This is a genomic window from Arthrobacter oryzae (assembly GCF_030718995.1).
GTDB lineage: Bacteria > Actinomycetota > Actinomycetes > Actinomycetales > Micrococcaceae > Arthrobacter > Arthrobacter oryzae_C.
In genome coordinates this window covers 237,198-262,868 of record NZ_CP132204.1, presented here as the reverse complement: position 1 = coordinate 262,868, position 25,671 = coordinate 237,198, and the positions used below count along the sequence as shown (strand labels likewise).

Here is a 25,671-nt window from a genome sequence, read left to right as displayed (position 1 = left end):
GGTCTCTCACTGGGCCCTGATTCGGGCTACGCTCGAAAGTATGCCGGTATGGTCCAGGGCGTCACGTGCAAGCGCAGAAAAGAAGGCAGTAGTGTCAGTTGGTCAAGGCCTCCCAGAGGGCTCCGAGGAGCTCAGGAAGTGGCTGTCGGGGCTTAAGCCGGTCACCGGAGCAGACACGATGCTTCGATTCACCAAGACCCCGGAAGGCTCAATCGACCTTACCCATGCGCATCCGTCGGGCTTAGCCCAGCTCATGGCGGGAAGGCGCACCCGCCTGTCCACCCTGATCCGCGATCACGCACAGTACGTGGTGGCCGCCAGGGCTTCACGGAACCTCCGCTCCAAGATTTTCGAGCTCAGCAACGACCGCGGCATCGACGCAGGCTACTTTTCGGCCGGTACTGTGTCCTGGACGTCGGCTGTTGGCGGAAAGCCCCAGCGGGTGTCTGCGCCCGTGATGCTCACAGCCATCTCCCTGACCGTCCGTCCGGGCGAGGACGACTACGAACTCCAGCTGACGGAGCAGGCACAGATCAATCCGGCGCTTATCCGGCACCTGAAAAGCATCCACGGCATTGTCTTCGACGTTAACGCCGTCACCCGGATGGCATACAGCACGGCCCGGTTTGATCCACAGCCCGTCCTGGACCGGCTGGGGACGCTCATCAAGCCCATCCACGGGGCCGAGGTGGAGCACAACCTGCTCGTCTCAACCTTCGCCGACCTTTCCGGGAACCTCGATGACCCGTGGATCAACCAGAACAACGCCCTTGTCGCAGCCCTGGCCCGGTCCGGAACCGGCGAGGCCGTGGAGGTGGCTGAACTAGCGGAGGGCCGCTTCCAGGACATTGACCAGCGGGACCCGGCCTCGGAGCTGCTGCTCCTCGACGCCGACGCCGACCAGCAGTATGTGGTGGATGCCGTTCGTGCCGGGGACTCCCTTCTCGTCAGCAGCCCGCCCGGAACCGGCCAGACCCAGACGGCCATCAACACCATCGGCGCGCTGGTGGACGAAGGAAAGACTGTCCTGGTGGTAGGCGACCGCCGTGCCAGCCTCAGCGAGATCGGGGCCCAGCTTGAGACGCTGGGCCTGGAGTCCATCCTGTTTGCCCTGACCGGCACGGCGACACCCCTGCAGCTCAAGGGACAGCTGGTGCGGGCCATTGTCCGCAATGAAAAGTCGCTTCAGCCCCAGCTCGACAACCTGCACGCCACGCTCGCAGAGCACCGTCATGCCCTGATGGACCATGTGGCCTCCCTGCACAATGTCCGCCAGCGCTGGGGCTGCTCGCCTTACCAGGCCATGCAGTCACTGGCTGAGCTGACGTCCATCCAGCCGGCGCCGGCCACCACGGTGCGGCTAAAGCGAAGCGTCCTGGACAATATCAGGGACCGGGAGGAACTGGCCGGCAGGCTCCATCGCGCCGCCGAACTGGGCAGTTTCAGCCGGGCGTCCACGGCCAGCCCCTGGCACGGGGCGCGGCTTCTGACCCGAAAGGAAACCGAGGAGGCGCAGGAAGTTGCGCGCTCGGTTGAGAAGAACCTGCCCGTGCTCCGGAACCGCATGAACGAGGTGGCCGAGCACGCGCAGATCCGCCTCGGGTCGAGCTTCTCCGAATGGGGTGCCCAGCTCGAATTGCTGATGGCGGTCCGGGAGAGCCTGGATAAGTTCACCCCGGACATCTTCGACCGGCCCGTCCACGACCTCATCTCGGCCACCGCCACCTCGCCGTGGCGCCGCGAACGCAACATCGAGATGCCGTCCATGCAGCGTTCCCGGCTGCGCCGCGTCGCCAAGGAGTACGTTCGTCCCGGCGTGCACATCGCCGACCTCCACAGCTCCCTGGTGCTGGTCCAGGAGCAGCGGGCCCTCTGGGCGGACTACGCCACCACGCAGCGCCATCCCGCGGTGCCGTCAGGCCTGGGCGAACTGAACGTGATGTACCGCAGCCTGGAGCGCGAACTGACCCAGCTCGGTGCGGCGGTTAAGCACACGGCGGCCGGCGGAGACCTCCAGCACACGCCGTACGAAGAACTGATGGAACGCCTGGAACGGCTGGTGGCCGACACCCGGACGCTCAAGACGCTCCCTGAGCGGACGCTGCTCATCGAGAACATGCGTGAGCACGGGCTCGGGGAACTCCTCACCGACCTGGCGGAGCGTGAGGTGCCGGCAGAATCGGTCGCATCCGAGCTGGAACTTGCCTGGTGGCAGTCGGCCCTTGAAGCGATGATCAGCGGCGATGACTATCTGGCCATGTCCGACGGCGACGCGCTGCGGCAGCTGGAAGCCGAGTACCGCCTGGCGGACAACGCCCACATCGCCAGCGGTGCCGCCAGGCTGCGTTGGACACTCTCCGAGCGCTGGCGCGCCGGCATCGCCGAGAACCCCCGGCAGGCAGACCTGCTCCGGAGCCTCCTTAAGGACGGACGGGTCACCCTGGCTGCCCTCACGGCACAGGCACCGGCGTTGGTTCCCATGCTGGTGCCCGTGTGGTCCGTGAGCCCCTACCTGATGACCGGACTGCTCCCGGCGGAGCAGAAGTTCGATGCCGTGGTCATCCTCGATGCCGAAGCGACCTCCCTTCAGGCGGTCCTTCCCGCCATCGCCCGTGCCAAGCAGGTGATTGCCTTCGGCGACGACAAGATTGCCAGCCCCCGCACTTTCACCGTGGGCGTCGAACGGCTTGCTGCCGGCGAAACCGCCCACCAGGGGGTCGAGAGTGCCTACACAGCGCTGTCCGGCGTGCTGCCCGTCCGGCGGTTGACGTCAGCGTACCGGGCCGTTGACGAAGACCTCGTGCTGCAGCTGAGCAAGAGTTTCTACGACGGCCGCCTCCACAGGCTCCCCGAGGGACAGACGGCCACCGGGCTGGACCGCGCCTTGCTTGTGGAATACCTGCCGGACGGCACCGGCTTGCCGAGCGCCGACCAGGAGGGCGTGGAATCCGCCGTCGCCGAGGTCAACCGCGTGGTGGACCTGGTCTTTGAACATGCCCGACTGCGCCCACGGACCTCCCTGGCAGTGGTCACTGCCAGCCTCCGCCACGCCGCCAGGATTGGCGAGGCCATCCGGCTGCAGCTGCCCAACTACCCGCTGCTGGCAAGTTTCTTCAGTGCCGGGCCCGAATCCTTCCGGGTGGTGGACCTGGAACGGGCCCAGGGGCTGGTCCGCGACCACGTGATCTTCTCCCCGGGCTACGGCCGTACGCCGCACGGCCGTGCGCTCCACAACTTCGGTCCCTTGTCGGCCGAGGGCGGCCGGGCAAAATTCGCCCTGGCCATGACCCGGGCCCGGCGTTCCCTGCACGTGCTTACCTGCTTCAAACCGGAAGACCTGGACGTCAGCCGTCTCAGCCACGGGGCAGCCGACTTCTATGAATTGCTCAACCGCGAAATCGCCGGTAACACCGACCTGGGGACTCCGGCCTCCCGCGCGGCAGCGAGCGAGCAGGCACTCGGGGCCGACCCCCTGGTGGCCGACCTGGGGGATAGGCTGCGTGCCCGCGGTGCCAGGGTCTGGCACCAGTACGACGGCGTGATCGACGTTGCCGCGGCTGCGGATCCGGTGAATTCCATCGGCCAGGATGACGCCGAGATCCCCCGGCCTGTAGCCATTGAGTCCGACGGCACTGAGCAGTACCACCGAATGAGCGTCCGGGAACGGAGCCGGCTCCGGCCGCAGTTGTTGGAACGGCTGGGCTGGCGTTACATGCCGTTGTGGACAATCGAGGTGTTCACCGATCCTTCCGCCTGCGCTGACCGGATCGGCGGTTACCTGGGCTTGGAGAAGCCGGTTGCCGCAGGCTTCTCCTCAACCTCGCAAGCGTACTTCGAGGATGATGTAGACAACCTGACGTTGAACAACGCAGAGCCGGGCGGGACGGACGAGGGCCGCGCGGCCGGCGCTGAAGAAGCGGAAGATATCAAGGAAAAAAGCATGGACACCAACAGCGGAACAGCGGACAGCCAGAGCGCCCCTCACGGCGGGACGGACGATGCGGCGGCCGACGGGCCCCGCCAGGCAGCGGGGGCCGTCGTTCCGGCGGGCGTGCTGCCGAACAAGGCTTCCGAGGATGACCCCAAGCGCTGGGGCGATCACGGGTCGGACTACGACCACGATGCCTGGCTGCAGGAGCAGAAACCACCGCACTGGGGCTGAGCCCGCCCCAGGCAGGCGAGGGGGCCGGATGGTCCGGGTTGGTGCAGCCAGCCCGCTGCGGCTAGCCCTGCGCTCCAACCAGTACGAAGAAGAGCTTGCCCTGGGTCGAGGAGCCGGCGAGGCGGCGCGCCTGGTCAGGATCGGCGGCGACCACTATGAGGCCCTCGGTTTCGCCTGTGCCAAGCCACTGCCCGGTTTGTCCGCCCTGTCCTGATGTCCAGAGGACGGGTACGGAAGCTGCCAGCACTTCTGATTCGGCGGCCTTGCCGTAGTCGGTGCCGTTGGTCATGACAATGTTGACGAGCTGGCCGGGTGCCACCAGCTGGATCGACGACGGATCAGCCATCCTCAACGGCACAGCCGCCGATCCGGGAGGGGCGCCCGCCAGCAGGCCGGGGCCCAGAACCTGTGTATCCGAAAGCAGCTGGCCCTTCCGGAGAGGGGCCGCCAGCTGCTTGCCTTCAAGGGCGGCGGCGTCTGTGAAGGCTCCGGCGGGCATCATCCCGGGCGGCACGCTAACCGGCAATACGTCAGCCCCGGACAGCGCGGTTCCCGCGGGAAGATCCCGCGCCGATGCGAGGGCAGTGACCGTGTGGGCCGGCGCCGGTGTCAGCTGCTGGACGGTGATGCCGGCGGCAGCGCACAAAAGGAGCGCAACAACGAGCCGGCGGTTACGGGTGAGCCACGAAGCGAAGCGCCGGGGGGCGGGCGGTCCGGAACGGCCAGGGCTTCGGGACCGAAAGCTCTGCCTGGGCGACGAAAGTCCGTGGGTGCGGAAGCTGGAGGGCATGTCGTCAGGCTACGGAGGCCGCACGGGGTGCGGACAGCCCGCCGTCGTCCTATGTGGACAACCGCCCTAGGCGGGGAACCGCCCTGCGGCAGCGAATGTGGGGTGTGCTCTCAGCTGGCTGCTGCGGCGGCAGGTGCCGGAGCGGACGCCGGGGCAGGTGAGACGCTGCTGCCCTTGGAATCCCGCGAGTCGGTCCGGTAGAAGCCGGACCCCTTGAAGACGACGCCGACGCTGTTGAACTTCTTGCGCAGGGTTCCCTCGCACTCAGGGCAGGAGGTGAGGGAGCTGTCGGTGAACGACTGCACGATCTCGAAGGCGTGGCTGCAGTCCTTGCAGGCGTATGCATACGTGGGCACTGGAAATCCTCCTCTGGGACAAACGAGCAGGTCCCGTGCTGCCTGGACAAATCCCCGCCGATTTAGTCTCGACAGGTTCCGTCCTTTAGCAGTCGCAGGGCCTGAGTGCCAATTCTATCATCCGCAGACTGCGCGCTTCACATTAGCTTCGTGAGGTGTGACGGCGTGACTGCTACCGGGATCTTGTGGTCGAAGGACTCTGCCGGGATGCTCCCGGCCGGCAGGACTTCGTGGTCAAACACCACCGCAGCAGCAGGCACGGGCAGTCCGTCAGCTTCCAGTCCGGCGAGGAACTTGTCGTAATAGCCGCCGCCCTGGCCGATCCGGTTGCCGGACAGGTCCACGGCTGTGGCAGGAGCGAAGATCCCGGCCGCTTCCTGCATGGTCTCGGTGCCGTGCTGTTCCCCGACGGGTTCATCGATGGGTGCGTAGCTGCTGCGGACGAACCGGGTGGCCGGGGTCCAGTAGACCCACGAGAGGGTGCGGGCAGGTCCGCAGACCGGCAGCAGCACGCGGTGCCCGGTGCTGTGCAGGGCGGCAATGAGCGGCAGCGTGGGAGGCTCGGAACCCACCCCCAGGTACACGGCAAAAGTGCTCCGCTCGCCGGTGGCAACCATGGTGGCCCACTGCAGCCCGTGGCGGGCGATGCCCGCGCCGGCGGCCTCCAGCCCGGCAGCTGACAAAGCGGCACGCCGGAGCCTGTGGGCCGAGCGGATCTCTTCCTTCGACGGCATGAGTGCCCGTCCTTCCATGTCGCGTGGCCCCGCACCAATGGCCCGGTGCAGGCCAGCGTGGCGCGTCAGTGCAATTACCCAATGTTTGGCCCCTGACGCTAGATTAGTCCAGTGACTACCACCAATACTTCCGTCCGCAAGGCTGTCATTCCTGCTGCGGGCCTCGGCACCAGGTTCCTTCCGGCCACCAAGGCCATGCCCAAGGAAATGCTGCCGGTTGTGGACAAACCCGCGATCCAGTATGTGGTCGAGGAAGCGGTCAACGTCGGCCTCACGGACATCCTGATGATCACCGGCCGGAACAAGCGCGCCCTCGAAGACCACTTTGACCGGGTCCCTTCGCTGGAGTCCACCCTTGAAGCCAAAGGCGACACCACCAAGCTCGAAGCCATCCAGGCCGCAAGCAACCTCGGCGACATCCATTACGTCCGCCAGGGCGACCCGATGGGCCTCGGCCACGCAGTGCTGCGGGCCAAGCAGCATGTCGGTTACGAGCCCTTCGCCGTACTGCTTGGCGATGACCTTATCGACGCACGGGACGAACTGCTCAGCAAGATGATCGAAGTGCAGGCCCGGACCGGCGGCTCGGTGGTGGCACTGATTGAAGTGGAGCCCTCCCAGATCAGCGCCTACGGCTGCGCCGACATCGACGAGACAGACATGAACGGCTTCGTGCGGATCCGGAAGCTTGTGGAAAAGCCCGAGGCGGCCGAGGCCCCTTCCAACCTGGCCGTGATCGGCCGCTACGTCCTCCACCCGGCGGTGTTCGATGTCCTCGAACGCACCGAACCGGGCAGGGGCGGGGAAATCCAGCTCACCGATGCCCTCCAGGAACTTGCTGCAGGGGAGGGCGAAGGATACGGCGTCTACGGCGTGGTATTCCGCGGCCGTCGCTACGACACGGGCGATAAGCTCAGCTACCTCAAGGCGTGCGTGCAGCTGGCCTGCGACAGCGACGACCTCGGCCCCGGCCTGCGCGAGTGGCTGCCGGAATTCACTGCCTCCCTGGCCAAGTAACGTCCCGTGCGGGGCAGCATCTGGCCGGTGACGCTGGAATGCGGCGACATTGTGCTGCGCCCCATCCGGTACCGCGACCGCAAGGAATGGATGGCGGTCCGCTCCCGCAACGCCGAATGGCTCGCTCCCTGGGAAGCCTCCAATCCTGCTCCCGGAGGGGCGCTGCCGGACTACCGTCAGATGGTCAGGTCCCTCAATGCGCAGGCTGCTCAGGCCACCGCACTGCCCTTTGTGATCGCAGAACGCACACCTGCCCGGCGCGATCCTGCGATTGTGGGCCAGCTGACGGTGTCGTCCATCGTCTGGGGCTCGGCGATGATGGCGACGCTTGGCTACTGGGTGGACAAGTCCTGTGCCGGGCGGGGGATTGCGCCCACGGCTGTGGCCATGGCCACCGACTACTGCTTCGGCAGCCTTGGGCTGCACCGGATGGAAATCAACATCCGGCCCGAAAACGGGCCCAGCCTCCGGGTGGTGGAGAAGCTGGGGTTCCGGGACGAGGGCTACCGGCCGCGGTTCCTGCACATCAACGGGGAATGGGCGGACCACCGCTCCTTCGCACTGACCTCCGAAGAAGTTCCGGAGGGACTGCTGGCCAGATGGCTGAGGAGCCGCCGGGCCTGAGCCTCCCGGACTGAGCCGGCGGTTTCTGTCCAGCGGGGCCGTTCGGACTTTACCGCGTTGCGTTTCCTGTCATAAGTCCATTGATTTGCCACCTGCCCTGCGACACACCGGAGCTAATGCAAGAGCTGCCGGCCAATTGCTCATACGGTTTTGAATGTGGACTTCCCCCTTAGCAGCTCAGTGATCCTTGTTGTCGCTGTCGCGCTCTGGATTGTGTGGGTGGCCCCCTATGTACTCAGGAACCGCCGGCATCAGCTTCAACACGCAGCAGAGCTGACGTCCGACATCAGCTTTTCCGAACCACCCCCCCAAGCCGGAAACGTCATGAAGATGACCGCCCAGCAGGAGAAACCAATGGAAACCAAGCAGGCCACCGGATCCGCGCAGGCATCCCTGACACCCGCCGCCGGCCCGAAGCCGGCCAAGGCGCGTCCGGGCGCACTGAGGATCCGATACGGACGATGCGCGATCGCCCTGGTGGGCCTGGTTTCCCTGTTGACTGGTGTTGTGGCCGGCGTCCTCCGTATTTTTGGGGTGGGATCGTCCTGGCTGCCTGTTGGCGCCTTCCTGACGGCTGTAGCAGCCGTGGCTCTGCTGCGGCGGCTGGCGGTGCGCGACCGGCGCGCCAGGATGAATGCGGCATTCCGGGCGGCCATGACTGCCCCGCAGCGGCCGATGCGCCCTGCCGGCCCTCGGCCCAGCAGGGGCCCGGTGGTGGATGCCCCGGAGAGCCCGCTTTTTGACGCGGAGGCAGGCAACAAACCGAAAGTGAAGCCGCTGACGGCCCATGAACTGCGTGAAGCGGCCCTCGCCGAGGCGAAGGCCTCCGGGGACACTGCGCTCCGCACCGCCACCGCACCGGGATCGGCGGTCAGCGCGGAATCCAGCTGGGAACCGGTAGACGTTCCCAAACCGACGTACGTCGAAGCTGCCAAAGCGGAACGGGCAGCCCCGGAACCCCTGGACCTGCCTGAGGCGCCGAAAGCCGTAGGCAAGCCGTCCCTCAAACAGGGGCAGGCTGCAGCCCCGGCTGTCAGTGCAGCGGCCCCCAAGACCCTTACCAAGGCCCAGAGCGCCTTAAGCAACCTGGACGACGTCCTGCAGCGCCGCCGCGCCTGACCCGGGAAAAGCAGCCCTGCAGTGAGACATTCGAAGGCTGGCTGGCGAAGCGGGCCGATAGTTTGTAGCCTAGGGACACCGGTTTGCCTGTTTGCGGAGTTACTTCGAGGGAACAGCAGCGGCCCGGGGCTATAGCTCAGTTGGTAGAGCGCTTCGTTCGCATCGAAGAGGTCAGGGGTTCGAATCCCCTTAGCTCCACTGAATAAGCTCCCTGATCAGGCGCCAGCGCCGGATCAGGGAGCTTTCTCTTTGCCGGTCCGGCACAACGCACCCATGAACCACCCCTCGAGAGGACAGCAGCAATGAGCCTTGTCCGGCTGCAAGACGTCAGCGTGCGATTCGATAACACCCGGATACTGCGCGAGGCATACTTCCGCCTGGAAGCGGGCGACCGGGTGGGGCTCATCGGCAAGAACGGTTCAGGCAAGACCACGATGCTCCAGCTGATCCTTGACCGGATAACGCCGGAGTCCGGCACCGTGACGGTGGAGCCCGGAACCAGGATCGGCTACTTCTCGCAGTTCTCCGAACTGAACGGGGAGTCAACCATTACCGAGGTCCTCGACGCGCTGTTCTCGGAAATCAAAGCTGTCGAGGCGGAACTGGCGTCCATTGACACGGCCATCGCCGGTGACCCTGAGGGAGACGAACTTGACCGGCTGATCGAACGCCAGGCCGGTCTGTTCGAAGACATGGACCGCCTCGACGGCTGGGACTATCCCCGCAGGATTGACAAAGTCCTGACGACGCTCGGCTTCAGCGGTGCCCACCGGGTGTGCGCCATCGACGAGCTGTCCGGTGGCTGGCGCAACCGGGCTGCGCTGGCAAAAATCCTCCTGGAGGACCCGGACGTGCTGCTTCTCGATGAGCCCACCAACTTCCTGGACGTAGCCGGCGTCGAGTGGCTGGAAAGCTGGTTCCGCGACTTCAAAGGTGCCGCGGTCATCGTTTCGCACGACCGGAAGTTCCTTGACGCCGTCGTCACCAGAATCATCGAAGTGGAGAATTTCCACCTGCACGAATACCCGGGCAACTTCGGTGAATACATCGTGCAGAAGCAGTTCCGGCTCAAATCCCTCGAGCAGCAGTTTGTGCATGAATCCGAACTCCTGGCATTTGAGGCTGAGGGCATCGCCGACCGTCGCGAGGCTGCCAAAGCCGCCAGCCGCGGGCTCGGAAACCAGCTGGCAAAGATCAAGAAATCCCGCACGCCCAGGCCGGTGGACCAGATCGTCACCGAGATCTATGGCGGACTGCACGTCAAGGACGTCCTCTGCCGGGTGGAGGGGCTGTGGAAATCCTACGGGGACAAGGCACTCTTCAAAGACCTTGGCTTCGAGATCAGGCGAGGGAACCGGATCGTTGTGCTGGGCTCGAACGGCAGCGGCAAATCCACCCTCCTGAAAGTGCTGACGGGCGAGGAAGACGCAGACGCCGGCGTTGTCTCTTGGGCGAAAGGCCCCGGTTTCGTCTCCTACAACCGGATGCTCGAAGAGCTCGACGACGCCGACACGGTTTCGCACGCAGTCAATGCCCTGCCGGACAGCCTGGCTTTCAGCGCCACCAAAAAGTCAGTCAACCGGTTCCTGGCGATGTTCCAGTTCTCCGAAGCGGATCTCAAGCAGAAAATCGGGAACCTCTCCGGCGGCCAGAAAGCCCGCGTCGCGATGGCGCAGTGCCTGCTGTCCGGTGCGTCGGTCCTGCTGCTGGACGAACCCACCAACCACCTGGACCTGTCCAGCACCCAGGTGATGGAACGGGCGCTGATGCACTTTCCGGGTGCCGTGGTGGTGGTCAGCCACGACAGGTTCTTCAGTGAGAAGATCGCCAACCGATACCTGGTCTTCGGTGCCGACGCGGCACTGCCCGGCGAGGTGAAGGTGCGCGCCGCCTGAGGCTGACCGGGATATGCCCGTCCGCCTCGGTAGTGCCTTGACGGCCGCTGGCGGGGGGCGCAGAGTTATGGTGCTGCGACTGGGGGCAGATGTGTGATCTCCGGGAACCCGGTTTCCACCGTTCCTACACCACATCCGCGTATTATCTTCAGGCAACGATGAGGAGCAACCTCATGCGCACAGTAAATCTGCTGTCGGCCTTGGTCGCCGCCGCCCTCACGATGGCAACGGCCACGCCCGCGAACGCGGTCTTTAACGGGAGCAGGGCTGACCCGGACGATTACGCGTGGGCCGTCAGGGTGCAGCTGGCCTACCCGGAAGGAACCGCATCCTGCACCGGGTCCCTGATCACCGAAGACACCGTAGTCACGGCGGCGCACTGCATCAGCAACAACGGACGCAGCCCTTCCGCCATCGACGTGACCTTCCACTTCGGCCAGAAGCGCTCGGAATACACCATCGGAGTGGCCACTGCCGTGCCCATGCCGGACTACGACCCTGCGCTGATCAAGGACGATATTGCCCTGCTCTTCCTGCAGTCGGCCGTTTCCGAGCCCACCATCGGACTTGCGTCCACGCCGGCGCCGCTCGGAGCCGAAGTCACAGTGGCCGGTTACGGCTGCACAGGGAACCCCTTCGATGCAGCAGCGCCCTGCGACGCCGCGCGCCGGCTCGTTGAAACCCGGCTGCTGGCTGTCCCCGCGGAGGCGTGCCCGGACATCGCGGGACCATGGCAGTTCTGCACGTATTCGCCGCACACGTCAGCCAACCGCGGCGATAGCGGCGGCCCTGTCATCTGGTCGGACAACGGTGAACAGAAGCTGGTGGGGGTAACGAATGCCATCGAGTTGCCGCCCGCCCCTGCCTACCTGAATTTATCGGCCTCGGTTCCGTACGAACTGGACTGGATCAGGGCTACCGCCGGGTTGCGCTAACGGCCTTCACCACTCCTCGAAGGGACATCCCTACAGCGCACACCACCGGGACCAGGCCCAGCAGAACGGTCAGCGTATTGGCCCGGAACACCACCCGGCCCTCCCCGTTCTTGGTGTAGGCGCCGAGCGGGAGCACGAAACCGCCACCTCCGCCGCCTTCCGCAGCCCCGCTTGTGCCCGCGGTGCCGGAGTCACCGCCGCCGCCGAACCCGAAGGACACCAACGCGACAGGAACAAGTTCCTCGCCGCCGATCTGCACCGGCTCCCCGTACGCCCTCGCCACACCCACGTTCCTGAACGCCTCCACGAGGGAGGAAAATGCATCAGCCATGGGACCCACCCTATGGACCGCGGTAACGAAGCGGTAGGGCCTTGTGGCGGTACCACGGATACGCCGGCCCATGGCCTGATACCCCTGCGCGTGCCAGTATGTTGTGGATCAGGGGCTGCCGGCACGCCCGACTGGACAGGAGGCACCGCGGTCATGGTCTACATCAATGATTTCAGCGAGGTCGGCCGGGACGACGTCCCGACGGCGGGCGGCAAGGGCGCCGGGCTCGGTGAACTGGTTCGGGCGGGCCTGCCCGTCCCTTCCGGCTTCCTGCTCAACACGGCAGCATATGAGCTGTTCGTCCGGGACAACCTGCTGGCCGGACCCATCCAGGACTACGCCGCCTTGCCCTCATCCGCCGTCACCCGGGACTACGAGGCAGCCTCAGCACGGATCCGCGGACTCTTTGCAGGCGGCATCATGCCGGAAGCCATCGCCGCCGAACTCCGTGACGCCTACCGCGGCCTGGCCACAGGGACAGGCACAGGCAGTGAAGGAGACGCGGAAGCCACGGTGGCCGTACGTTCCTCCGCCACTGCCGAAGACCTTGCTTCGGCCAGTTTCGCGGGCCAGCAGGACACCTACCTCAACGTGCACGGCGCCGATGCCCTGTTGGAGGCCGTGGTCAACTGCTGGGCTTCCCTCTGGACGGCCCGCGCCATGGCGTACCGGGCACGGGAAGGCATCCGGCCGGACGAGGTCCGCCTCGCTGTGGTGGTCCAGCGGATGGTGGCCGCGGACGCCGCGGGCGTGATGTTCACTGCCAATCCAGCCACCGGACGCCGCGACCAGATCGTGATCGGAGCAGCCTGGGGGCTGGGTGAATCCGTCGTCAGCGGCGCCGTCTCCACGGACGACATCGTCGTCGAGGCCGCAACGGGGAAGGTGGCGTCCCGGCGGACGGCGGACAAAGCGGTCATGACCACGTACGCCGACCGTGGCACGCACGAGGAGCCGGTGCCTGCAGCCCGCCGGCACCAACCCGTACTGGACGACGCCGCGGCAGCAGCCCTGGCGGCCTACGGAGCACGTATCTCGCAGCATTTCGGCTCCCCGCAGGACATCGAGTGGGCGCGGGCTGATGGCGAATTCTTCATCCTTCAATCACGGCCCATCACCGCCCTGCCCGAGCCCGCGGGGGAAACGCCGCGCGACTGGAGCGTGCCCTACCCGAAGGGGCTCTATTTCCGGGCGAGCATCGTGGAACAGCTTCCCGATCCGCTCTCGCCGTTGTTTGCCGACCTCATCGACGGTTCGGTCTCGCGCTCGCTGAATGCCCTGCTGGATGAGGCATTCGGCAAGAGCAGCCTCCGCACAGGCGACCTGGGCCTGCCGGCCGTCAACGGTTACGCCTACTACTACTATCGGACCGCTGCTTTGTGGCGGCTGGTGGGCAAGACGCCGGCGGCTGTACGCGCCCTTATCCGGGGCGAAGCCCACATGGGAATCCAGGGCTGGCGCGACTATTCGCATCCGCGCTACGTGGCCGTGGTGGAATCCTGGTCGGCAAAGCCTGTCGCGGATCTGACCGGGGAGGAGCTGCTGGAAGGGATCTCAGCCCTTCTTGATGCGGGCACGGTGTACTACACAGCAGTCCAGTCCATCATCCCCGTCGCGACGTCAAGCGAACTCGCTTTCCAGAAGTTCTACGACAAGTTGGTCCGGCAGGCCGGCGATCCGCCGGCAGCGACATTCCTGCTGGGCTATGACAGCGAACCCATCCGGGCAGAAAAAGCACTCTTCGACCTTGCCGGGTGGTCGCGCGGGGTCCCGGGGCTCGCAACGGCCATCCTGGCGACGCCCACCGGATCCCTCATCGACGCCCAGCTATCGGGGACGGCACCGGCCGGAATGGGTCCCGGCTTGTGGCGGGAGTGGGCACACCGGTTCCAGCTCCATTTGGACCGCTTCGGGCATACGGTCTACAACCTGGACTTCATCAACCCCGTACCCGCGGACGACCCCGCCCCGCTGATTGACACGCTGAAGTTCTACCTGCGCGGACAGGGCAACGACCCGCACCGGCGGCAGGAAATGGCGGCAGCACGCCGCGAGGAAAGCACCGCCGGAATACTGGCGCGGCTGCACCCGGTCCGCAGGGCAGCCTTCGCGCGTTTGCTGCGGTGGGCGCAGGGCCCGGCGCCGATCCGGGAGGACGCGCTCGCCGACGTCGGACTTGGCTGGCCGCTGATGCGGCGCATGTTGCACGAACTGGGACGGCGGCTGGCCGCTGCCGGACTCATCACCAGCCCCGGGGACGTGTTCTGGCTCCGTCACCACGAAGTCAGCAGCGCCGTCGAATTCGGCCTGGCTGCAGCGAGCAGTCCGGCGGCGATTACGGGGGCCGGGCAGCCGGTCCTGGCCGGGGCAATCAACGAGCGGAAGCTGCGCTGGCGGGGGCAGCGCAATGCCACCGCCCCGCAAATGCTGCCGGAGATCCGGTGGCTGCAGCGCTCACTCGCCGGGATGATGCCGGAAGGGTCACAGGACCAGCAGGGGAACACCATCAAGGGTGTGGCCGCCAGCCAGGGGCGGGTTACCGCTCCGGCCCGCGTGCTGGCCGGACCCGAGGACTTCTCCCGGATGCAGCCGGGGGAGGTGCTGGTGGCCCGCATCACCACTCCGGCCTGGACCCCGCTGTTCGCCATGGCCTCGGCCGTGGTCACGGATGTTGGCGGTCCGCTGAGCCACGGCTCCATTGTGGCCAGGGAATACGGCATCCCGGCGGTGCTGGGTACGGGGGTGGCGACCCGCCGGATCGCGAGCGGGCAGCAGATAGAGGTCGACGGCGGCGCCGGCACCGTGACCATCGTCCAGTCCGGGCGGGACTAACTGCCGGACGAATGCCCCGCCGGGAGTTCTTCGTCCGACTCCACGCGTAGCAGCAAGGACAAGGGGCTGTCCGCGCCGAAGTCCGGAAGCGCCTTACCGATGAGGAACACGGTCACGTCAGCAGCAAACAGGACGTCCACCACCGCCAGGAGCCGTTTCCACTGCGGCGAATTCCACCCGGGAGTCCCGGCCGCGGCCGGATCAGGGACACCGTCCACTACCCATTCCCCGAACCGGGCGGCCAGGGAGGCGAAGTCCAGGGCAGTAGCCGGGCAGTCCGTAAGTTCCTGGAAGCTGATCCACAAGAGATCCCCTTCGGCGCTTTTCACCTCCAGCGGATGGCCGGACACCTCCACGATCCGCCGCTGGCCGGCTGCCGGCACGAACAAACCGAACGTGCCCAGTTGGCGGGCTGTGCCTGGGATGAGGATCCTGCCCGGCCGGGTAGCGGGCTGCGGGGCGCCAGCCGATGGGTGCTCGGCGCCAGGGTACTCGCCTCGAGACGATGAACCGGTCATGCCCATGGCTCCTAGAGCCAGCCCTTGCGTTTGAAAATGACGTACATCAGAGCCGCCGTCCCCGCCATCATGGCGATCGACAGGGGATACCCGAGTGTCCAGTGCAGTTCGGGCATGTGGTCGAAGTTCATGCCGTAGACCCCGGCCACGAAGGACGGCGCGAAGAAAATTGCCGCCCAGGACGAGATCTTCTTGACCTGCTCGTTCTGCTTGGCGCTTGCCTCGTTCTGCCGGTTGGCGGTCAGCGTGCCGTCCAGGGTGAGCGCATTCTGGAGGATGTCGCGGAAGGTGTCGGCGCGGGAAATCAGCCGTTCCACGTGGTCCTCGACGTCGCGGAGGTGGTGTTGCAGGTCCGTGTTTATTTCGTATTTGTCGAATCCGCGCCGGAGCAGCTGCATCATTCCCGGCAGCGGATGGATGGCCCGCTGGAACTGGATCACTTCGCGGGCCAGTTCGTAAATGCGGCGTGAGACCGCGGAATCCCCGCTGAACAGCTGGTCCTCGATCTCGTCAATGTCGTTCTCCAGGCCGGCAACCACGGGAACATAGTCGTCCACCACCTGGTCCATCAGGGCGTAGAGCACGGCTTCCGGGCCGTGGCACAGGAGCTCGGGACGGCCCTCCAGCCGCTGCCGCACCTGGGCCACGCCGGCTGTCTCCGCGTGCCGGACCGTGATCACGAAGTTCTTGCCCGTGAAGACGTGCAGTTCGCCGAACTCGACCGTTTCCGTTTCGTCGAGGTACCGCGCAGGGCGGAGCACGGTGAAGAGGACGTCGTCATAGCGTTCCAGCTTGGGACGCTGGTGGGCCGAAATGGCATCCTCGACAGCGAGCAGGTGGAGTCCGAACTCCTCAGCGACCGCAGACATTTCGGACTCTGTGGGCCGGTACAGTCCGATCCAGGCCATGCCGCCATGGTCTGCCAGCGTCTCGAACGTCTGCTCAAGGTTGTGTGGCTCGGCGGTCCGGTGGCCGTTCACATACACGGCGTTGTCGATGATGGTCACGTGCCATTATCCCAGTGACTTGCGTGTTGCCGCCTCCGCCCCGCTGTGGGCGAGCCGGCTGATGAGCGGCTCGGTCCGGTACGGGATGTGCGTGTGGAGGGCAAGGACAGTTTCAGTTCGGATCACACCTTTGATCCTGAGTATCGAGCGCAGCGCCGTCTGCAGGTTGTGGGTGTCGGTCGCCACCACGCGGCACCAGACGTCGCCGCGGCCAGAAATCTCATGGACCTCCAGGACCTGCGGGATCAGGCGCAAGGCGCCCACCACGCCGTCGAGTTCCCGGTGGGTGACTTCGATCGTCACGAAAGCGACGACGTCGTACCCCACCGCCTCGAGGTCGATTTCCCGCCCGCCGTCGTGCAGCAGGCCCGAGCGGAGCATCCGGCGGATGCGGGACTGTGCTGTGTTGCGGGCAATGCCCAGGGAATCACTGAGTTCGCCGATCTGGACCCGCGGATCCCGGATCAGTTCCAGGAGGATCTTCAGGTCTGTGCTGTCCAGGCTGTTCAAATCGTCACTCCGGCTCATGTTTTCCAAGAATCATTGACTATTCTGCTCAATTTTGTCATGAAATCTCTACGCCTGGCTCAACTTTGGCCCATCATCGAGATATCAATTCTTTCGCCGGGCCCGCGGCTGTTTTCACAAGGAACAGGGGGACCGGCACGGCAGGCAAAGGCACGCACATGACTGTCTTCAGCGAACTCCGCATGCGTCCGGCCACCGCCGGCGGCTGGGCATGGGACGCTTCCACCACGGCGCGGCTGGTGATGGCCGGCGTGGTGATCTTCACGCTGCTGGTGGGCGCGAACCTCGCAACCCCGCTGTATCCGCTGATCCAGGCGAATCTTGGCATCGGGCCGTTCGGCATTACTGTGGCGTTCTCCGCCTACGTCCTGACGCTGGTGTCCACGCTCATGCTGGCCGGCCACTGGTCCGACCACATCGGCCGCCGGGCCGCGCTGCTCCTCGCCGTGGTGGTCGGACTGGCCGGGGGCATGGTCTTTGCCAACGCGGACAGCCTGGCGATGCTGTCCGCGGGCCGGGCCCTCCAGGGTGTCGCCGTCGCCCTGGCCACCGGCGCCAGTTCCGCGGCGCTGCGCGAATTGTTGCCGGCCCGCCCCGACTGGGCTTCCCGCTTCACCCTGCTGGCATCGGCCGGGGGAGTGGCTGCCGGTCCTGCCATCGGCGGAATCCTGTCCCTGCTGCCGGGTCCAACGTCCACGCCGTATTATCTCCACTCGTTCGTCCTCATCGCCATGCTGGTTCCGCTCTACCTGCTCAAGGCGCGGCCGGCCATTACCGCTGTTGCGGGCCCGCAGCCGCTGAAAGTGCTCAGGCCCCGCAGGCCGTCCGTCTCGCGCGAAGCCCGGGGCGCCTTCTGGCTGGCCTCCGCCGTGGGGTTCCTGAGCTTCACCGTCTTCGGTTTCTGCCTCTCGCTGGCTCCCGGCTACTTTGCCCGGATCGTCGACGCCGACTCCCGCCCGCTCATCGGCGTCCTTGCCGGTCTGACGCTCGGCGCATCCGCCCTCAGCCAGTTGCTGGCCGTCCGCGGGAGGTTTGTGGTGCCGGCCGGACTTTCCGTGCTGGCCGTATCGGTACTCTTGATTGCCGCTGCCGCCGCCTGGTCCAGCCCGTGGCTGCTCATTGCCGCGAGCCTGGCTGCCGGCGTGGGCCAGGGTGTGTCCTTCCGCACCGTGTTCAACGATGTGGCCGCAAAAGTCGAGGCGTCGCGTCATGCGCAGATCATCAGCACGGTCTACGTGATCACCTACCTCGGCAGCGCCCTTCCGGTGATCGGCCTGGGAATTGCGACGGCGGCGTATGGCCTGCAGGTGGCGGTCGCCGGATTCGTGGTCCTCTGCGCGATCATGGCGTTCGCTCTGGCGGGCGTCACGCTGGCAGCCGCGCTCCGCAAACCCGCCTGACCAACAATGCCAACGAAGCGTTGCAAAGAAATGGTTGCAAAGAAACGCTTGCAAAGGTTTCTTTGCAAGCGTAGTTTTGAGGCATGGATAGTTCAGCAGAGGCGGCATCAGCGGCAGGAGCGGCCCAGTTCCCGGATGGCGCCCCCGATGCACCCTTTCCGGTTCGCCGCGTAGATACGGCCTCGCTCAAGGCGCTCGCGCACCCGTTGCGGGTGCAGATCCTCGAGATGCTCTCCCGCTACGGGGCGCAGACGGCCTGCAGCCTGGGCGAGCTGCTTAACGAGTCCAGCGGATCCACGAGCTACCACCTCCGCCAGCTGGCGAAGCACGACTTTGTCAGGGAAGTGGAAGGCAAGGGCACGGCGCGGGAGCGATGGTGGGAGCGTCCCCGCGGGGCTATCCAGATTACGTCGCCCGAGCTGGCAACTTCTCCGGCCACGGAGGAGGCCTCGCGGCTGGTCACGCGGGAGTTTGAACACAGCAGGCAGGCCGTGCTGGCAGACTTCATGGCGCACGGCAGTGAAAGCCTCGATGCCGAATGGCTGCATGCGTCGCTGATCAGCACTGCCAATGCGCGGCTTACGGCGGACCAGCTGGCGAGGTACACCAGTGCGCTGGAGGCCTACGGCCATCGCCTGCTGGAGGACATCAGGAACGAAGGCGAGCAGGAAGGCGCCCGCCCGGTCCAGGTTCACCTCAATGCCTTCCCCATCCTCGGCGTTCCCGCCGCGGCAGGCGGCCGGGGCCGCACCGCGGAACGCGGAACGCACAACCGCGGAACGCACTACCGCGGAACGCACAATTCCGAACGCACACCCAAAGAACGTCCTGAAAGGACAGCGCCATGAGCACAGTCTTCGCCACCGGTTCGGCTGCCTGCAGCCCTTACCGCCGGTTCACCTTCGTCGAGTCGGCTGCGGCCAGGCTGGGCGCCGCACTGGTCCGTTGGGCCGAACGCCGGCGGGTCGTCCTCTCCGACTGGGCACAGCAGGAACGCGCTGCGGCCCTCCGCCGGGAGCAGCTGGACGTGCTGCGGAGCGACATCATGGGCGCCGCGCATTCCGGACTCTACATCTGGCACTAGGGGTCCGGCAGGAACCGCGGAATCTGGGCGGAACCCGCGCAGGTTCAGTCGGGGAGCGGCCCGTGGTTGCCCTGGATGTGTTCGAAGACCAGTGTGGTCTCGGTGTGGCCCACCACGGGATCGGTCGCCAGGTTGTCCAGGACCCAGTCCCGCAGGTCTTCAGTGGTTGCGACTGCAATGTGCAGCAGGTAGTCCACCGAACCGGACGTGTGGAAAGTGGACAGCACGGCCGGGAGCCGCGGTACCCGGGATGTGAACCGGTCGATCTGTTCGCGGTCGTGGGCGCGGAGCCGGACGGCGATGAGCGCCTGGACGGAGCGCCCGATGGCGGACAGGCTCAGTTTTGCTTCGAAGCCCTGGATGATGCCGCGCTCGGATAAAGCCCGGGTGCGCATGAGCGCAGTGGACGGGGCAATGCCCACCAGCTCGGCCAGCTGCTTGTTCGAGATCCGGGCGTCGTCCACGAGGGCTGCCAGCAGCCTCTCGTCGATGGCGTCAAGCGGCTCAGTTCCCGAGCCAAGCCGAATATTCTTCGCACCGCTACTCACGGGGCCTCCTCAAGGTGTTATGAGTTCATCATAAACTCCACTTTTCGACAGTTCCATTCATCCGCCCTGTAAAACTCCGAATTATTGCCAGATACTTGCCGGATTCAATGGCGAATAATTCAAAGGAGTCCCGTGCTTTCTCCCGATTCACTGGCTGTCCATGCAGGCCGCAGCGGCCTGACCGAACAAGGCGTGCACGCCCTGCCGATCGACCTGTCGACCACGGCGCCCCTTCCATCCGTGCAGGACGGTGGCCGGGCGTACGAGCAGATGGCCACCGGCGGAATGCACCTGGAGGGCCAGAGCACCGTCTACCAGCGCCTCTGGAACCCCACCGTTGCCCGCTTCGAGGAGGGCGTGGCCCTCCTGGAAGGCGCGCCGGAGGCGGTGGCCTTCGCCACGGGGATGGCTGCGCTCTCGGCCGTCCTGCTCGCGACAGTGGCGGCGGGCAAAAGGCACGTGGTGGCGGTGCGGCCGCTGTACGGCGGGAGCGACCACGTGCTCGCCTCGGGCGTCCTGGGTACCGAGGTGACGTTTACCACCGCAGCCGGGGTCCGCGCGGCCCTGCGTCCGGACACGGGACTGGTGATCGTGGAGACGCCCGCCAATCCCAGCCTGGAACTCGTGGACATCGCGCAGCTTGTGCGGGATGCTGACGGCGTCCCCCTCCTGGTGGACAACACCTTCGCGAGCCCTGTGCTCCAGCAGCCCCTGGTTCACGGTGCCACGCTGGTGCTGCACAGTGCCACCAAGTTCCTCGGCGGCCACGGGGATGCCATGGGCGGGGTGGTGGCGGCTTCGCCGGAGTGGACCAGGCGGCTCCGCCAGGTCCGGGCCGTGACCGGCGGCATCCTGACTCCCTGGCCCGCGTATCTGCTCCACCGCGGCCTGGCCACGCTTCCCGTGCGCGTCCGTGCGCAGCAGGCCACAGCCCACAAGGTTGCCGCGGCCCTGGCCGGGCACGGACTTGTGAAGGCGGTCCATTACCCGGGGCTTCCCGAGTGCGATCCGTTGGGACTGGTGGGGACGCAGATGTCAGGTCCGGGCTCCCTGCTGGCGTTTGAGCTGGCCAGTGCCGGGCATGCAGAGAGGATCCCGGCAGCAGTCCGGATGATCACCCACGCCGTCTCCCTTGGCGGTGTCGACACCCTCATCCAGCATCCGGCCGGCCTGACTCACCGGCCCGTTGCCGCGGAGGCAAAGCCCCATGCCGGGCTGCTCCGGTTGTCCGTGGGACTGGAGGACGCCGCGGATATTGTGGCGGACCTTAAACAGGCCATCGAGGGAACGCGCTAGCTGGCCTGCCCGTCTTGTGCTGTGCGCGTTTCCCCCGTGCGCGTTTGCCTTGTGCGCGTTTGACCGGCGCCTGACGCCGGATGTACGACGGCGGTGATCACCGCCGTCGTACATGCCAGGCCGATGACCGTCAGGGCCAGGGCAGTCCAGCCGAATGACTGGAACACCAGGCCGCCGGCCCATCCGATCGCGCTGGAGCCAAGGTAGTAGGCCAGGTTGTACAGCGAGGCGGCCTGGGCCCTTCCCGTGGCGGCGATTCCGCCGGTCCAGCCTGCCCCGATGCTGTGGGCCGCGAAGAACCCTCCGGTGAAAACCAGGAGTCCTGCCAGGATCAGCACCAGCAATTGCGTTAATGTCAGGGCCAGGCCTGCGGCCATCAGTGCAATACCGGCCAGCAGGATGGTGCGCCGTCCGAACCTCAGCGTGAGGGTGCCGGACAGCCGGGAGGTCGCCGTCCCGGAGAGGTATGCCACGAAGATGAGGCTGATCACCGTGGCCGGCAGCCCGAACGGATCACCGGACAACCGGAATCCGAGGTAGTTGTACACGGCAACAAAGCCGCCTATGAGCAGGAACGCCTGCACATAGAGGGCCAGCAGGCGGGGATTGCGGAGATGGCCGGCCAGCGTCCTGGCCGCCCCGCGGAATCCGCTGGCGCGTGCGGGCGTGAAGCCGCGCGCCTTGGGCACCAGGAGCAGGAACAGGACGGCGGCAACGGCGGCCAGGACCGAGACGGCCAACGCTGCGGCCCGCCACCCCCACAGTTCGCCCACGGGACCCGCAACCAGCCGTCCTGCCAGCCCGCCCAGCGTGGTGCCCGCGACGTAGCTTCCGGCGGCCAAGGCGGCGTGCGCCTTGTGGACTTCCTCGTTCAGGTAGGCAATGGCGATTGCCGGTATCCCGCCCAACGCCATGCCCTCGAGCAACCTCAGGCCAAGCAGGACTGGAAAAGTGGCGGCCAAAGGAACCAGCAGGCCCAGTACGGTCGCGGCCGTTATCCCCAGGGTCATGGCGCGGATCCGGCCGATTCGGTCTGCCAGGAATGACCACGGGATCACGGTGACGGCGAGCCCTACCGTGGCCAGGGAGATGGTGAGCGCCGCTTCGGCCGCCGAGATCTGCAGGTCCGAGGCCATGATCGGCAGCACGGCCTGGGTGGAATAGAGCTGCGCGAAGGTTGCTACTCCGGCGAACGCAAGCCCCGCCAGTAGCCGTCCGTAGGCCGGCGAACCCTTCGGATGGCCCGCCCACGCTTCAGGTTGTGGATTGTCCTGCGTTGGCAGCATGTGCATTAAGCCAGCGTAGATCGACGGATCGCATGCTTCCAATGCATGATTTACATGAAACAGATGCTGCTGGCGGATCAGTTGCAGGAGAGGCGAGGATGGACATTGAGCACAAGCAGCTCGCGCAGCTGCTGCCCTTGCTTCCCGTCCTGTCGGAACTGGGGCGTACCCAGCACGTAACCGAAACAGCAGAACTGCTGGGCATGCCCCAGTCCACCGTCAGCCGGGCACTCGCCCGCGCCAGCGCCGTGGTGGGCACCGAACTGCTCATCCGCGATGGCCGGGGAGTCCGGCTGACGCCCGCGGCCAAAGCACTGCTGCCTTATATCGACGCGGCGCTCAACGAATTCCGGACCGGGCTGGACCTGGTGAGGCACGAATCCGAGGTGGTGCGGGGCAGGATCGCTGTGGCATTCCAGCACACCTTCGGCGAGGCGACGCTGCCGCTGCTGATCAACGCGTTCCACCGTCGCCACCCGCAGACGGCATTCGACCTCAGCCAGGGTGCGCGGGACGGCTGCCTCGCGGAACTCGCGGCCGGGACGGCCGACCTTGCCCTGACAGCGCCCGTCGCCACCGCGGGCCGCAGCATCGGCTCAGCTGCGCTGTACCGGGAACCGCTGCGGCTGGTGGTGCACCATGAACATCCGCTGGCCGGCCGGAAGAGCGCGCGGCTTGAGGACATCAGGCACGATCCCTTCGTGGCGATGGGGCACGGCTACGGCATGCGCTCCCTGACGGATGTCCTGTTCCGCGAGGCTGGCTTCCGCCCGCGCATCGCCTTCGAAAGCCAGGACTCCCACACGGTCCGGGGGCTTGTGTCCGCCGGGCTTGGCGTCAGCATCCTGCCGTCCGGCGGCCAGGCTCCCGGCCGGACGGTAACTCCGGATACGGGGAACCTTGGCTGGGTGGAGGTGCCGCTGGACTCGGGACTCGCCTTCCGTGAAATCGGACTGGCATGGCGTGAACGCCGCAGCGGCCATGACTCCGAGCCGGACCAGGTCGGGTTGTTCAGGGAAATGGTCCTGGCCGAGGGGCCGGCACTGCTTGCGGGACTCATCCGGGCACGGTCCGGAGGCTGACCCGGCGCAGGACCGGGACCTGCCGCCGCACACGATCAGGACGGAGCCGCCGCCGCGAGCAGGCCGTCCATGATAGCGGCGACAGTGCCGGCGGCTGCCTGCCGCCAGCCCGTTCCCGCCCAAAGATTCAGCTTCTCGGGATCGCCCGCCGCGGCCGCCGCCGCACGGATCGGAGCGGTGAGGTGGTGAATGGCCGGGTAGCCTTCCGGTGCATCTTCATGGTCCCTGACGAAGGAATTAACCAGTGCCCGCGCCTGCCTGCCGGTGAAGGCCCGCGTCATTCGGGTCTCCGTGAAGCCTTGGCCGGCGAGTGCGTCCTTGTGGAGCTGGCGCGCGCCGCTTTCGTCGCTGCGCAGAAATGCCGTGCCCAGCTGCGCCGCCGTTCCGCCCGCAGCCAATACTGCGGCCACGCCGGCCGAATCCATGATCCCGCCGGCCGCGACCAGGGGAAGGCCGACGACGGCGCGCACAGCGGCGAGCAGTTCCGCGGTCGTCGCGGGGCCGGGGGAGTCCGAGGTGCTTCCCGCAGGCAGGAATGCTGCACTGTGGCCGCCCGCGCTGCCGTGCTGGACAACGAGGACGTCTGCGCCCCGGTCTGCCGCCAGCACGGCTTCCGCCGTGCCGGTGACCGTGGCAACCACGGTGGAGCCGGCGCGCTTGATCGCGTTTACTTCGGCCTGCCCCGGGAGCCCGAAAGTGAAGCTGACAAACTCCACCGGATCCGCCAGCAGGGCGTCGATCTTGCCCTGCCACTCGTCATCGTCGTCAAGCCGGAGCCCGGGAAGAACCACCCCGTACTGGCGGGCGTCCGCTTCGAGGCTCCGCCGGTAATCCTCGAGCTGCTGCCTGACGAGGGGCGGCGGATCCAGCTGTGAGCGGTCGGGGACAAAGAGGTTCATGCCGAAGCGGGCACCTGCCGAGCGGACCTCGCGCATGTCGGTTTGCATGGATTCCACGGTCTTGTACCCGGCGGCGAGGAAACCCAGTCCTCCGGCCCGGTCCACGGCCTGCACGAACCCGGGTGTCGACGTGCCCCCGGCCATGGGTGCCGCGATAATTGGTGTCCCGAAGATGGCGCCTGTCATTCCCTGCTCCCTGTAGCGAATCAGTAGTCTGTTCTCGTGACTAATTCTGACAACCTGCCGGCAACGGATTCTGTTCCTTCCACCGGCCGTGTCCACGCCGACCGGCCTGACGCCAGGCCCGCCGCACCGCCGGCTGCGACGTCCGGCGCGGTAATCGGACTGGATATCGGCGGCACCAAAACGCGCGGCGTCCGCTTCGAACACGGACAGGCGGTGGCTGACGAAAGCGTCGGCAGCTCCAATGTACAGAATGTCAGCCGGGAGGAGGCGGCACTTCACCTGGCTGAGCTCTTTGCGAAGATAGGCGGTGGGGAGATCGCCCAGGTGTACGCCGGTGCCGGGGGCATCGACACGGACGAGGACGCAGCTGCACTCGCGGCGCTGATAGCCCCCCATGTTCCCGGCGCGAAAATCACGGTGGTCCACGATTCCCGGTTGCTGCTGGCGGCCGGCGGCGCAAGCACGGGAGTTGCGGTCATTGCAGGGACCGGCTCCGCGGCGTGGGGCAAGAATGCCCGCGGCGAGGAGGCCCGGGCCGGCGGCTGGGGTTACCTGCTCGGTGACGAGGGCAGCGGTTACTGGCTTGGCCGCGAAGCTGTCCGGCACAGCCTTCGCCGCATGAACCAGGGCCTAGAACCCGACGAACTCACCACGGCACTCCTGCGGTCCTGCAACATCGATGATCCCAACAAGCTGATAGCGCTTTTCCACTCCCCGGAGACGGGGCGCCGCTACTGGGCCCAACAGGCCCGCCTTGTGGTGGAGGCGGCCGACGCAGGCCACACCCCCAGCCAGGCGCTTGTTGAGCAGGCAGGCAGGGACCTCGCAGGCCTGGCCGCGCAGGCGCTCAGGAAACTGGGAATCCAGGGGCCGGTGATCCTGGGCAGCGGCCTCGGCATGAATGTTGTGCGGCTGCAGGATTCCTTCAAGCGCAGCCTGGCCGCCGAAGGCGTGACGGATGTTCGTGTCCTGGAACAGGATCCCGTCTTCGGCGTCCTGCAACTGGTGGCCGAGCAGGAATAGCTGCCGGGCTTCGCCAAGG

At 66.5% G+C, this 25,671-nt stretch carries 23 protein-coding genes and 1 tRNA gene; 14 read left to right on the top strand and 10 right to left on the bottom strand.

The annotated features are described in order from the left end of the window. The first annotated feature begins 40 nt into the window (after positions 1-40). Entirely contained in the window at positions 41-4,162 is a 4,122-nt protein-coding gene (locus tag Q8Z05_RS01190; protein ID WP_305941718.1) for an AAA family ATPase, read from the top strand. Positions 4,163-4,223: 61 nt separating this feature from the next. Here Q8Z05_RS01190 and cpaB read toward each other — a convergent pair whose 3' ends face one another. The 3 genes from cpaB to Q8Z05_RS01175 all read right to left on the bottom strand — a co-directional run bounded on the left by cpaB (position 4,224) and on the right by Q8Z05_RS01175 (position 6,042). Further along, positions 4,224-4,952 carry a Flp pilus assembly protein CpaB gene (cpaB, locus tag Q8Z05_RS01185; RefSeq protein ID WP_305941717.1) on the bottom strand — a complete coding sequence of 243 codons (729 nt, stop codon included), beginning with the start codon at positions 4,950-4,952 and terminating at the stop codon, positions 4,224-4,226. 110 nt (positions 4,953-5,062) lie between these two features. Then, complete coding sequence (locus Q8Z05_RS01180) at positions 5,063-5,308, bottom strand: FmdB family zinc ribbon protein (protein WP_305941716.1); 246 nt, start codon at positions 5,306-5,308, stop codon at positions 5,063-5,065. Positions 5,309-5,445: 137 nt separating this feature from the next. Further along, positions 5,446-6,042 (bottom strand): 5-formyltetrahydrofolate cyclo-ligase, encoded by a 597-nt coding sequence (locus Q8Z05_RS01175; protein ID WP_305941715.1) that lies wholly within the window; start codon positions 6,040-6,042, stop codon positions 5,446-5,448. A gap of 111 nt (positions 6,043-6,153) precedes the next feature. On the opposite strand from Q8Z05_RS01175, the gene galU reads away from it, so the two are divergent. From galU to Q8Z05_RS01145, 6 genes are all read left to right on the top strand, one after another. Further along, on the top strand, positions 6,154-7,059 hold the full coding sequence (galU, locus tag Q8Z05_RS01170) for a UTP--glucose-1-phosphate uridylyltransferase GalU (protein WP_305941714.1): 906 nt from the start codon (positions 6,154-6,156) through the stop codon (positions 7,057-7,059). A 6-nt stretch (positions 7,060-7,065) separates the two neighbouring features. Continuing rightward, a complete protein-coding gene (locus tag Q8Z05_RS01165) occupies positions 7,066-7,683 on the top strand; it encodes a GNAT family N-acetyltransferase (RefSeq protein WP_305941713.1) in 618 nt (205 codons plus the stop codon). 354 nt (positions 7,684-8,037) lie between these two features. Continuing rightward, positions 8,038-8,802, top strand: a complete 765-nt coding sequence (locus Q8Z05_RS01160; protein ID WP_371745908.1) for a hypothetical protein — start codon at positions 8,038-8,040, stop codon at positions 8,800-8,802. A gap of 125 nt (positions 8,803-8,927) precedes the next feature. Continuing rightward, positions 8,928-9,000 (top strand) — tRNA-Ala (locus Q8Z05_RS01155). A 104-nt stretch (positions 9,001-9,104) separates the two neighbouring features. Then, positions 9,105-10,697, top strand: coding sequence for an ABC-F family ATP-binding cassette domain-containing protein (locus Q8Z05_RS01150; RefSeq protein ID WP_305941712.1), 1,593 nt, complete (start codon positions 9,105-9,107; stop codon positions 10,695-10,697). A 173-nt stretch (positions 10,698-10,870) separates the two neighbouring features. Further along, entirely contained in the window at positions 10,871-11,632 is a 762-nt protein-coding gene (locus Q8Z05_RS01145) for a S1 family peptidase (RefSeq protein ID WP_305941711.1), read from the top strand. On the opposite strand, the gene Q8Z05_RS01140 is transcribed toward Q8Z05_RS01145, so the two are convergent. Beyond that, positions 11,613-11,963 (bottom strand): hypothetical protein, encoded by a 351-nt coding sequence (locus tag Q8Z05_RS01140; protein ID WP_305941710.1) that lies wholly within the window; start codon positions 11,961-11,963, stop codon positions 11,613-11,615. The two genes, Q8Z05_RS01145 and Q8Z05_RS01140, sit on opposite strands and share 20 nt — an antisense overlap. Positions 11,964-12,116: 153 nt before the next feature. Between Q8Z05_RS01140 and Q8Z05_RS01135 the strand changes: the two genes are divergently transcribed. Next, positions 12,117-14,795, top strand: a complete 2,679-nt coding sequence (locus Q8Z05_RS01135) for a PEP/pyruvate-binding domain-containing protein (protein ID WP_305941709.1) — start codon at positions 12,117-12,119, stop codon at positions 14,793-14,795. Here Q8Z05_RS01135 and zapE read toward each other — a convergent pair. The 3 genes from zapE to Q8Z05_RS01120 are packed head-to-tail and all read right to left on the bottom strand — an operon-like array spanning position 14,792 to position 16,848. Beyond that, complete coding sequence (gene zapE, locus Q8Z05_RS01130; protein ID WP_305941708.1) at positions 14,792-15,313, bottom strand: AFG1/ZapE family ATPase; 522 nt, start codon at positions 15,311-15,313, stop codon at positions 14,792-14,794. The genes Q8Z05_RS01135 and zapE overlap by 4 nt on opposite strands. 11 nt (positions 15,314-15,324) lie before the next feature. After that, entirely contained in the window at positions 15,325-16,320 is a 996-nt protein-coding gene (gene corA / locus Q8Z05_RS01125) for a magnesium/cobalt transporter CorA (protein WP_305941707.1), read from the bottom strand. 6 nt (positions 16,321-16,326) lie between these two features. Further along, positions 16,327-16,848: an Lrp/AsnC family transcriptional regulator gene (locus Q8Z05_RS01120; protein WP_305941706.1), complete on the bottom strand. Its 522-nt coding sequence runs from the start codon at positions 16,846-16,848 to the stop codon at positions 16,327-16,329. 158 nt (positions 16,849-17,006) lie between these two features. On the opposite strand from Q8Z05_RS01120, the gene Q8Z05_RS01115 reads away from it, so the two are divergent. The 3 genes from Q8Z05_RS01115 to Q8Z05_RS01105 all read left to right on the top strand — a co-directional run bounded on the left by Q8Z05_RS01115 (position 17,007) and on the right by Q8Z05_RS01105 (position 19,332). Then, a complete protein-coding gene (locus Q8Z05_RS01115; RefSeq protein ID WP_305941705.1) occupies positions 17,007-18,248 on the top strand; it encodes an MFS transporter in 1,242 nt (413 codons plus the stop codon). Between the two features lie 83 nt (positions 18,249-18,331). After that, the gene (locus tag Q8Z05_RS01110) at positions 18,332-19,096 is read left to right on the top strand and encodes an ArsR/SmtB family transcription factor (RefSeq protein ID WP_305941704.1); all 765 of its coding nucleotides are present in this window, start codon (positions 18,332-18,334) and stop codon (positions 19,094-19,096) included. Beyond that, a complete protein-coding gene (locus tag Q8Z05_RS01105) occupies positions 19,093-19,332 on the top strand; it encodes a 2-nitropropane dioxygenase (RefSeq protein ID WP_305941703.1) in 240 nt (79 codons plus the stop codon). The genes Q8Z05_RS01110 and Q8Z05_RS01105 overlap by 4 nt, the downstream gene beginning before the upstream one ends. A 44-nt stretch (positions 19,333-19,376) precedes the next feature. Here the strand turns inward: Q8Z05_RS01105 and Q8Z05_RS01100 are convergent, their stop codons facing one another. Further along, positions 19,377-19,880 (bottom strand): Lrp/AsnC family transcriptional regulator, encoded by a 504-nt coding sequence (locus Q8Z05_RS01100; RefSeq protein WP_305941702.1) that lies wholly within the window; start codon positions 19,878-19,880, stop codon positions 19,377-19,379. A gap of 132 nt (positions 19,881-20,012) precedes the next feature. Here Q8Z05_RS01100 and Q8Z05_RS01095 point away from each other — a divergent pair, with 132 nt between their 5' ends. After that, on the top strand, positions 20,013-21,176 hold the full coding sequence (locus Q8Z05_RS01095) for a trans-sulfuration enzyme family protein (protein ID WP_305941701.1): 1,164 nt from the start codon (positions 20,013-20,015) through the stop codon (positions 21,174-21,176). Here Q8Z05_RS01095 and Q8Z05_RS01090 read toward each other — a convergent pair. Beyond that, entirely contained in the window at positions 21,173-22,462 is a 1,290-nt protein-coding gene (locus Q8Z05_RS01090; protein WP_305943448.1) for an MFS transporter, read from the bottom strand. The two genes, Q8Z05_RS01095 and Q8Z05_RS01090, sit on opposite strands and share 4 nt — an antisense overlap. A 98-nt stretch (positions 22,463-22,560) precedes the next feature. On the opposite strand from Q8Z05_RS01090, the gene Q8Z05_RS01085 reads away from it, so the two are divergent. Beyond that, the gene (locus tag Q8Z05_RS01085; protein ID WP_305941700.1) at positions 22,561-23,544 is read left to right on the top strand and encodes a LysR family transcriptional regulator; all 984 of its coding nucleotides are present in this window, start codon (positions 22,561-22,563) and stop codon (positions 23,542-23,544) included. Positions 23,545-23,579: 35 nt separating this feature from the next. On the opposite strand, the gene Q8Z05_RS01080 is transcribed toward Q8Z05_RS01085, so the two are convergent. Beyond that, the gene (locus Q8Z05_RS01080) at positions 23,580-24,629 is read right to left on the bottom strand and encodes a nitronate monooxygenase (RefSeq protein ID WP_305941699.1); all 1,050 of its coding nucleotides are present in this window, start codon (positions 24,627-24,629) and stop codon (positions 23,580-23,582) included. 36 nt (positions 24,630-24,665) lie between these two features. Between Q8Z05_RS01080 and Q8Z05_RS01075 the strand changes: the two genes are divergently transcribed. Continuing rightward, positions 24,666-25,652 (top strand): N-acetylglucosamine kinase, encoded by a 987-nt coding sequence (locus Q8Z05_RS01075; protein WP_371745907.1) that lies wholly within the window; start codon positions 24,666-24,668, stop codon positions 25,650-25,652. The last annotated feature ends 19 nt before the right edge of the window (positions 25,653-25,671 follow it).

Bases quoted from the DNA above. Each gene is read 5' to 3' on its own strand.
- Q8Z05_RS01120 (WP_305941706.1), bottom strand. From the start codon at position 16,848: ATGAGCCGGAGTGACGATTTGAACAGCCTGGACAGCACAGACCTGAAG.
- Q8Z05_RS01085 (WP_305941700.1), top strand. From the start codon at position 22,561: ATGGACATTGAGCACAAGCAGCTCGCGCAGCTGCTGCCCTTGCTTCCC.
- Q8Z05_RS01140 (WP_305941710.1), bottom strand. From the start codon at position 11,963: ATGGCTGATGCATTTTCCTCCCTCGTGGAGGCGTTCAGGAACGTGGGT.
- Q8Z05_RS01190 (WP_305941718.1), top strand. From the start codon at position 41: ATGCCGGTATGGTCCAGGGCGTCACGTGCAAGCGCAGAAAAGAAGGCA.
- Q8Z05_RS01110 (WP_305941704.1), top strand. From the start codon at position 18,332: ATGGATAGTTCAGCAGAGGCGGCATCAGCGGCAGGAGCGGCCCAGTTC.
- zapE (WP_305941708.1), bottom strand. From the start codon at position 15,313: ATGACCGGTTCATCGTCTCGAGGCGAGTACCCTGGCGCCGAGCACCCA.
- Q8Z05_RS01115 (WP_305941705.1), top strand. From the start codon at position 17,007: ATGACTGTCTTCAGCGAACTCCGCATGCGTCCGGCCACCGCCGGCGGC.
- Q8Z05_RS01145 (WP_305941711.1), top strand. From the start codon at position 10,871: ATGCGCACAGTAAATCTGCTGTCGGCCTTGGTCGCCGCCGCCCTCACG.
- cpaB (WP_305941717.1), bottom strand. From the start codon at position 4,952: ATGCCCTCCAGCTTCCGCACCCACGGACTTTCGTCGCCCAGGCAGAGC.
- Q8Z05_RS01080 (WP_305941699.1), bottom strand. From the start codon at position 24,629: ATGACAGGCGCCATCTTCGGGACACCAATTATCGCGGCACCCATGGCC.
- Q8Z05_RS01160 (WP_371745908.1), top strand. From the start codon at position 8,038: ATGGAAACCAAGCAGGCCACCGGATCCGCGCAGGCATCCCTGACACCC.
- Q8Z05_RS01175 (WP_305941715.1), bottom strand. From the start codon at position 6,042: ATGCCGTCGAAGGAAGAGATCCGCTCGGCCCACAGGCTCCGGCGTGCC.
- Q8Z05_RS01135 (WP_305941709.1), top strand. From the start codon at position 12,117: ATGGTCTACATCAATGATTTCAGCGAGGTCGGCCGGGACGACGTCCCG.
- Q8Z05_RS01105 (WP_305941703.1), top strand. From the start codon at position 19,093: ATGAGCACAGTCTTCGCCACCGGTTCGGCTGCCTGCAGCCCTTACCGC.
- Q8Z05_RS01090 (WP_305943448.1), bottom strand. From the start codon at position 22,462: ATGCTGCCAACGCAGGACAATCCACAACCTGAAGCGTGGGCGGGCCAT.
- Q8Z05_RS01150 (WP_305941712.1), top strand. From the start codon at position 9,105: ATGAGCCTTGTCCGGCTGCAAGACGTCAGCGTGCGATTCGATAACACC.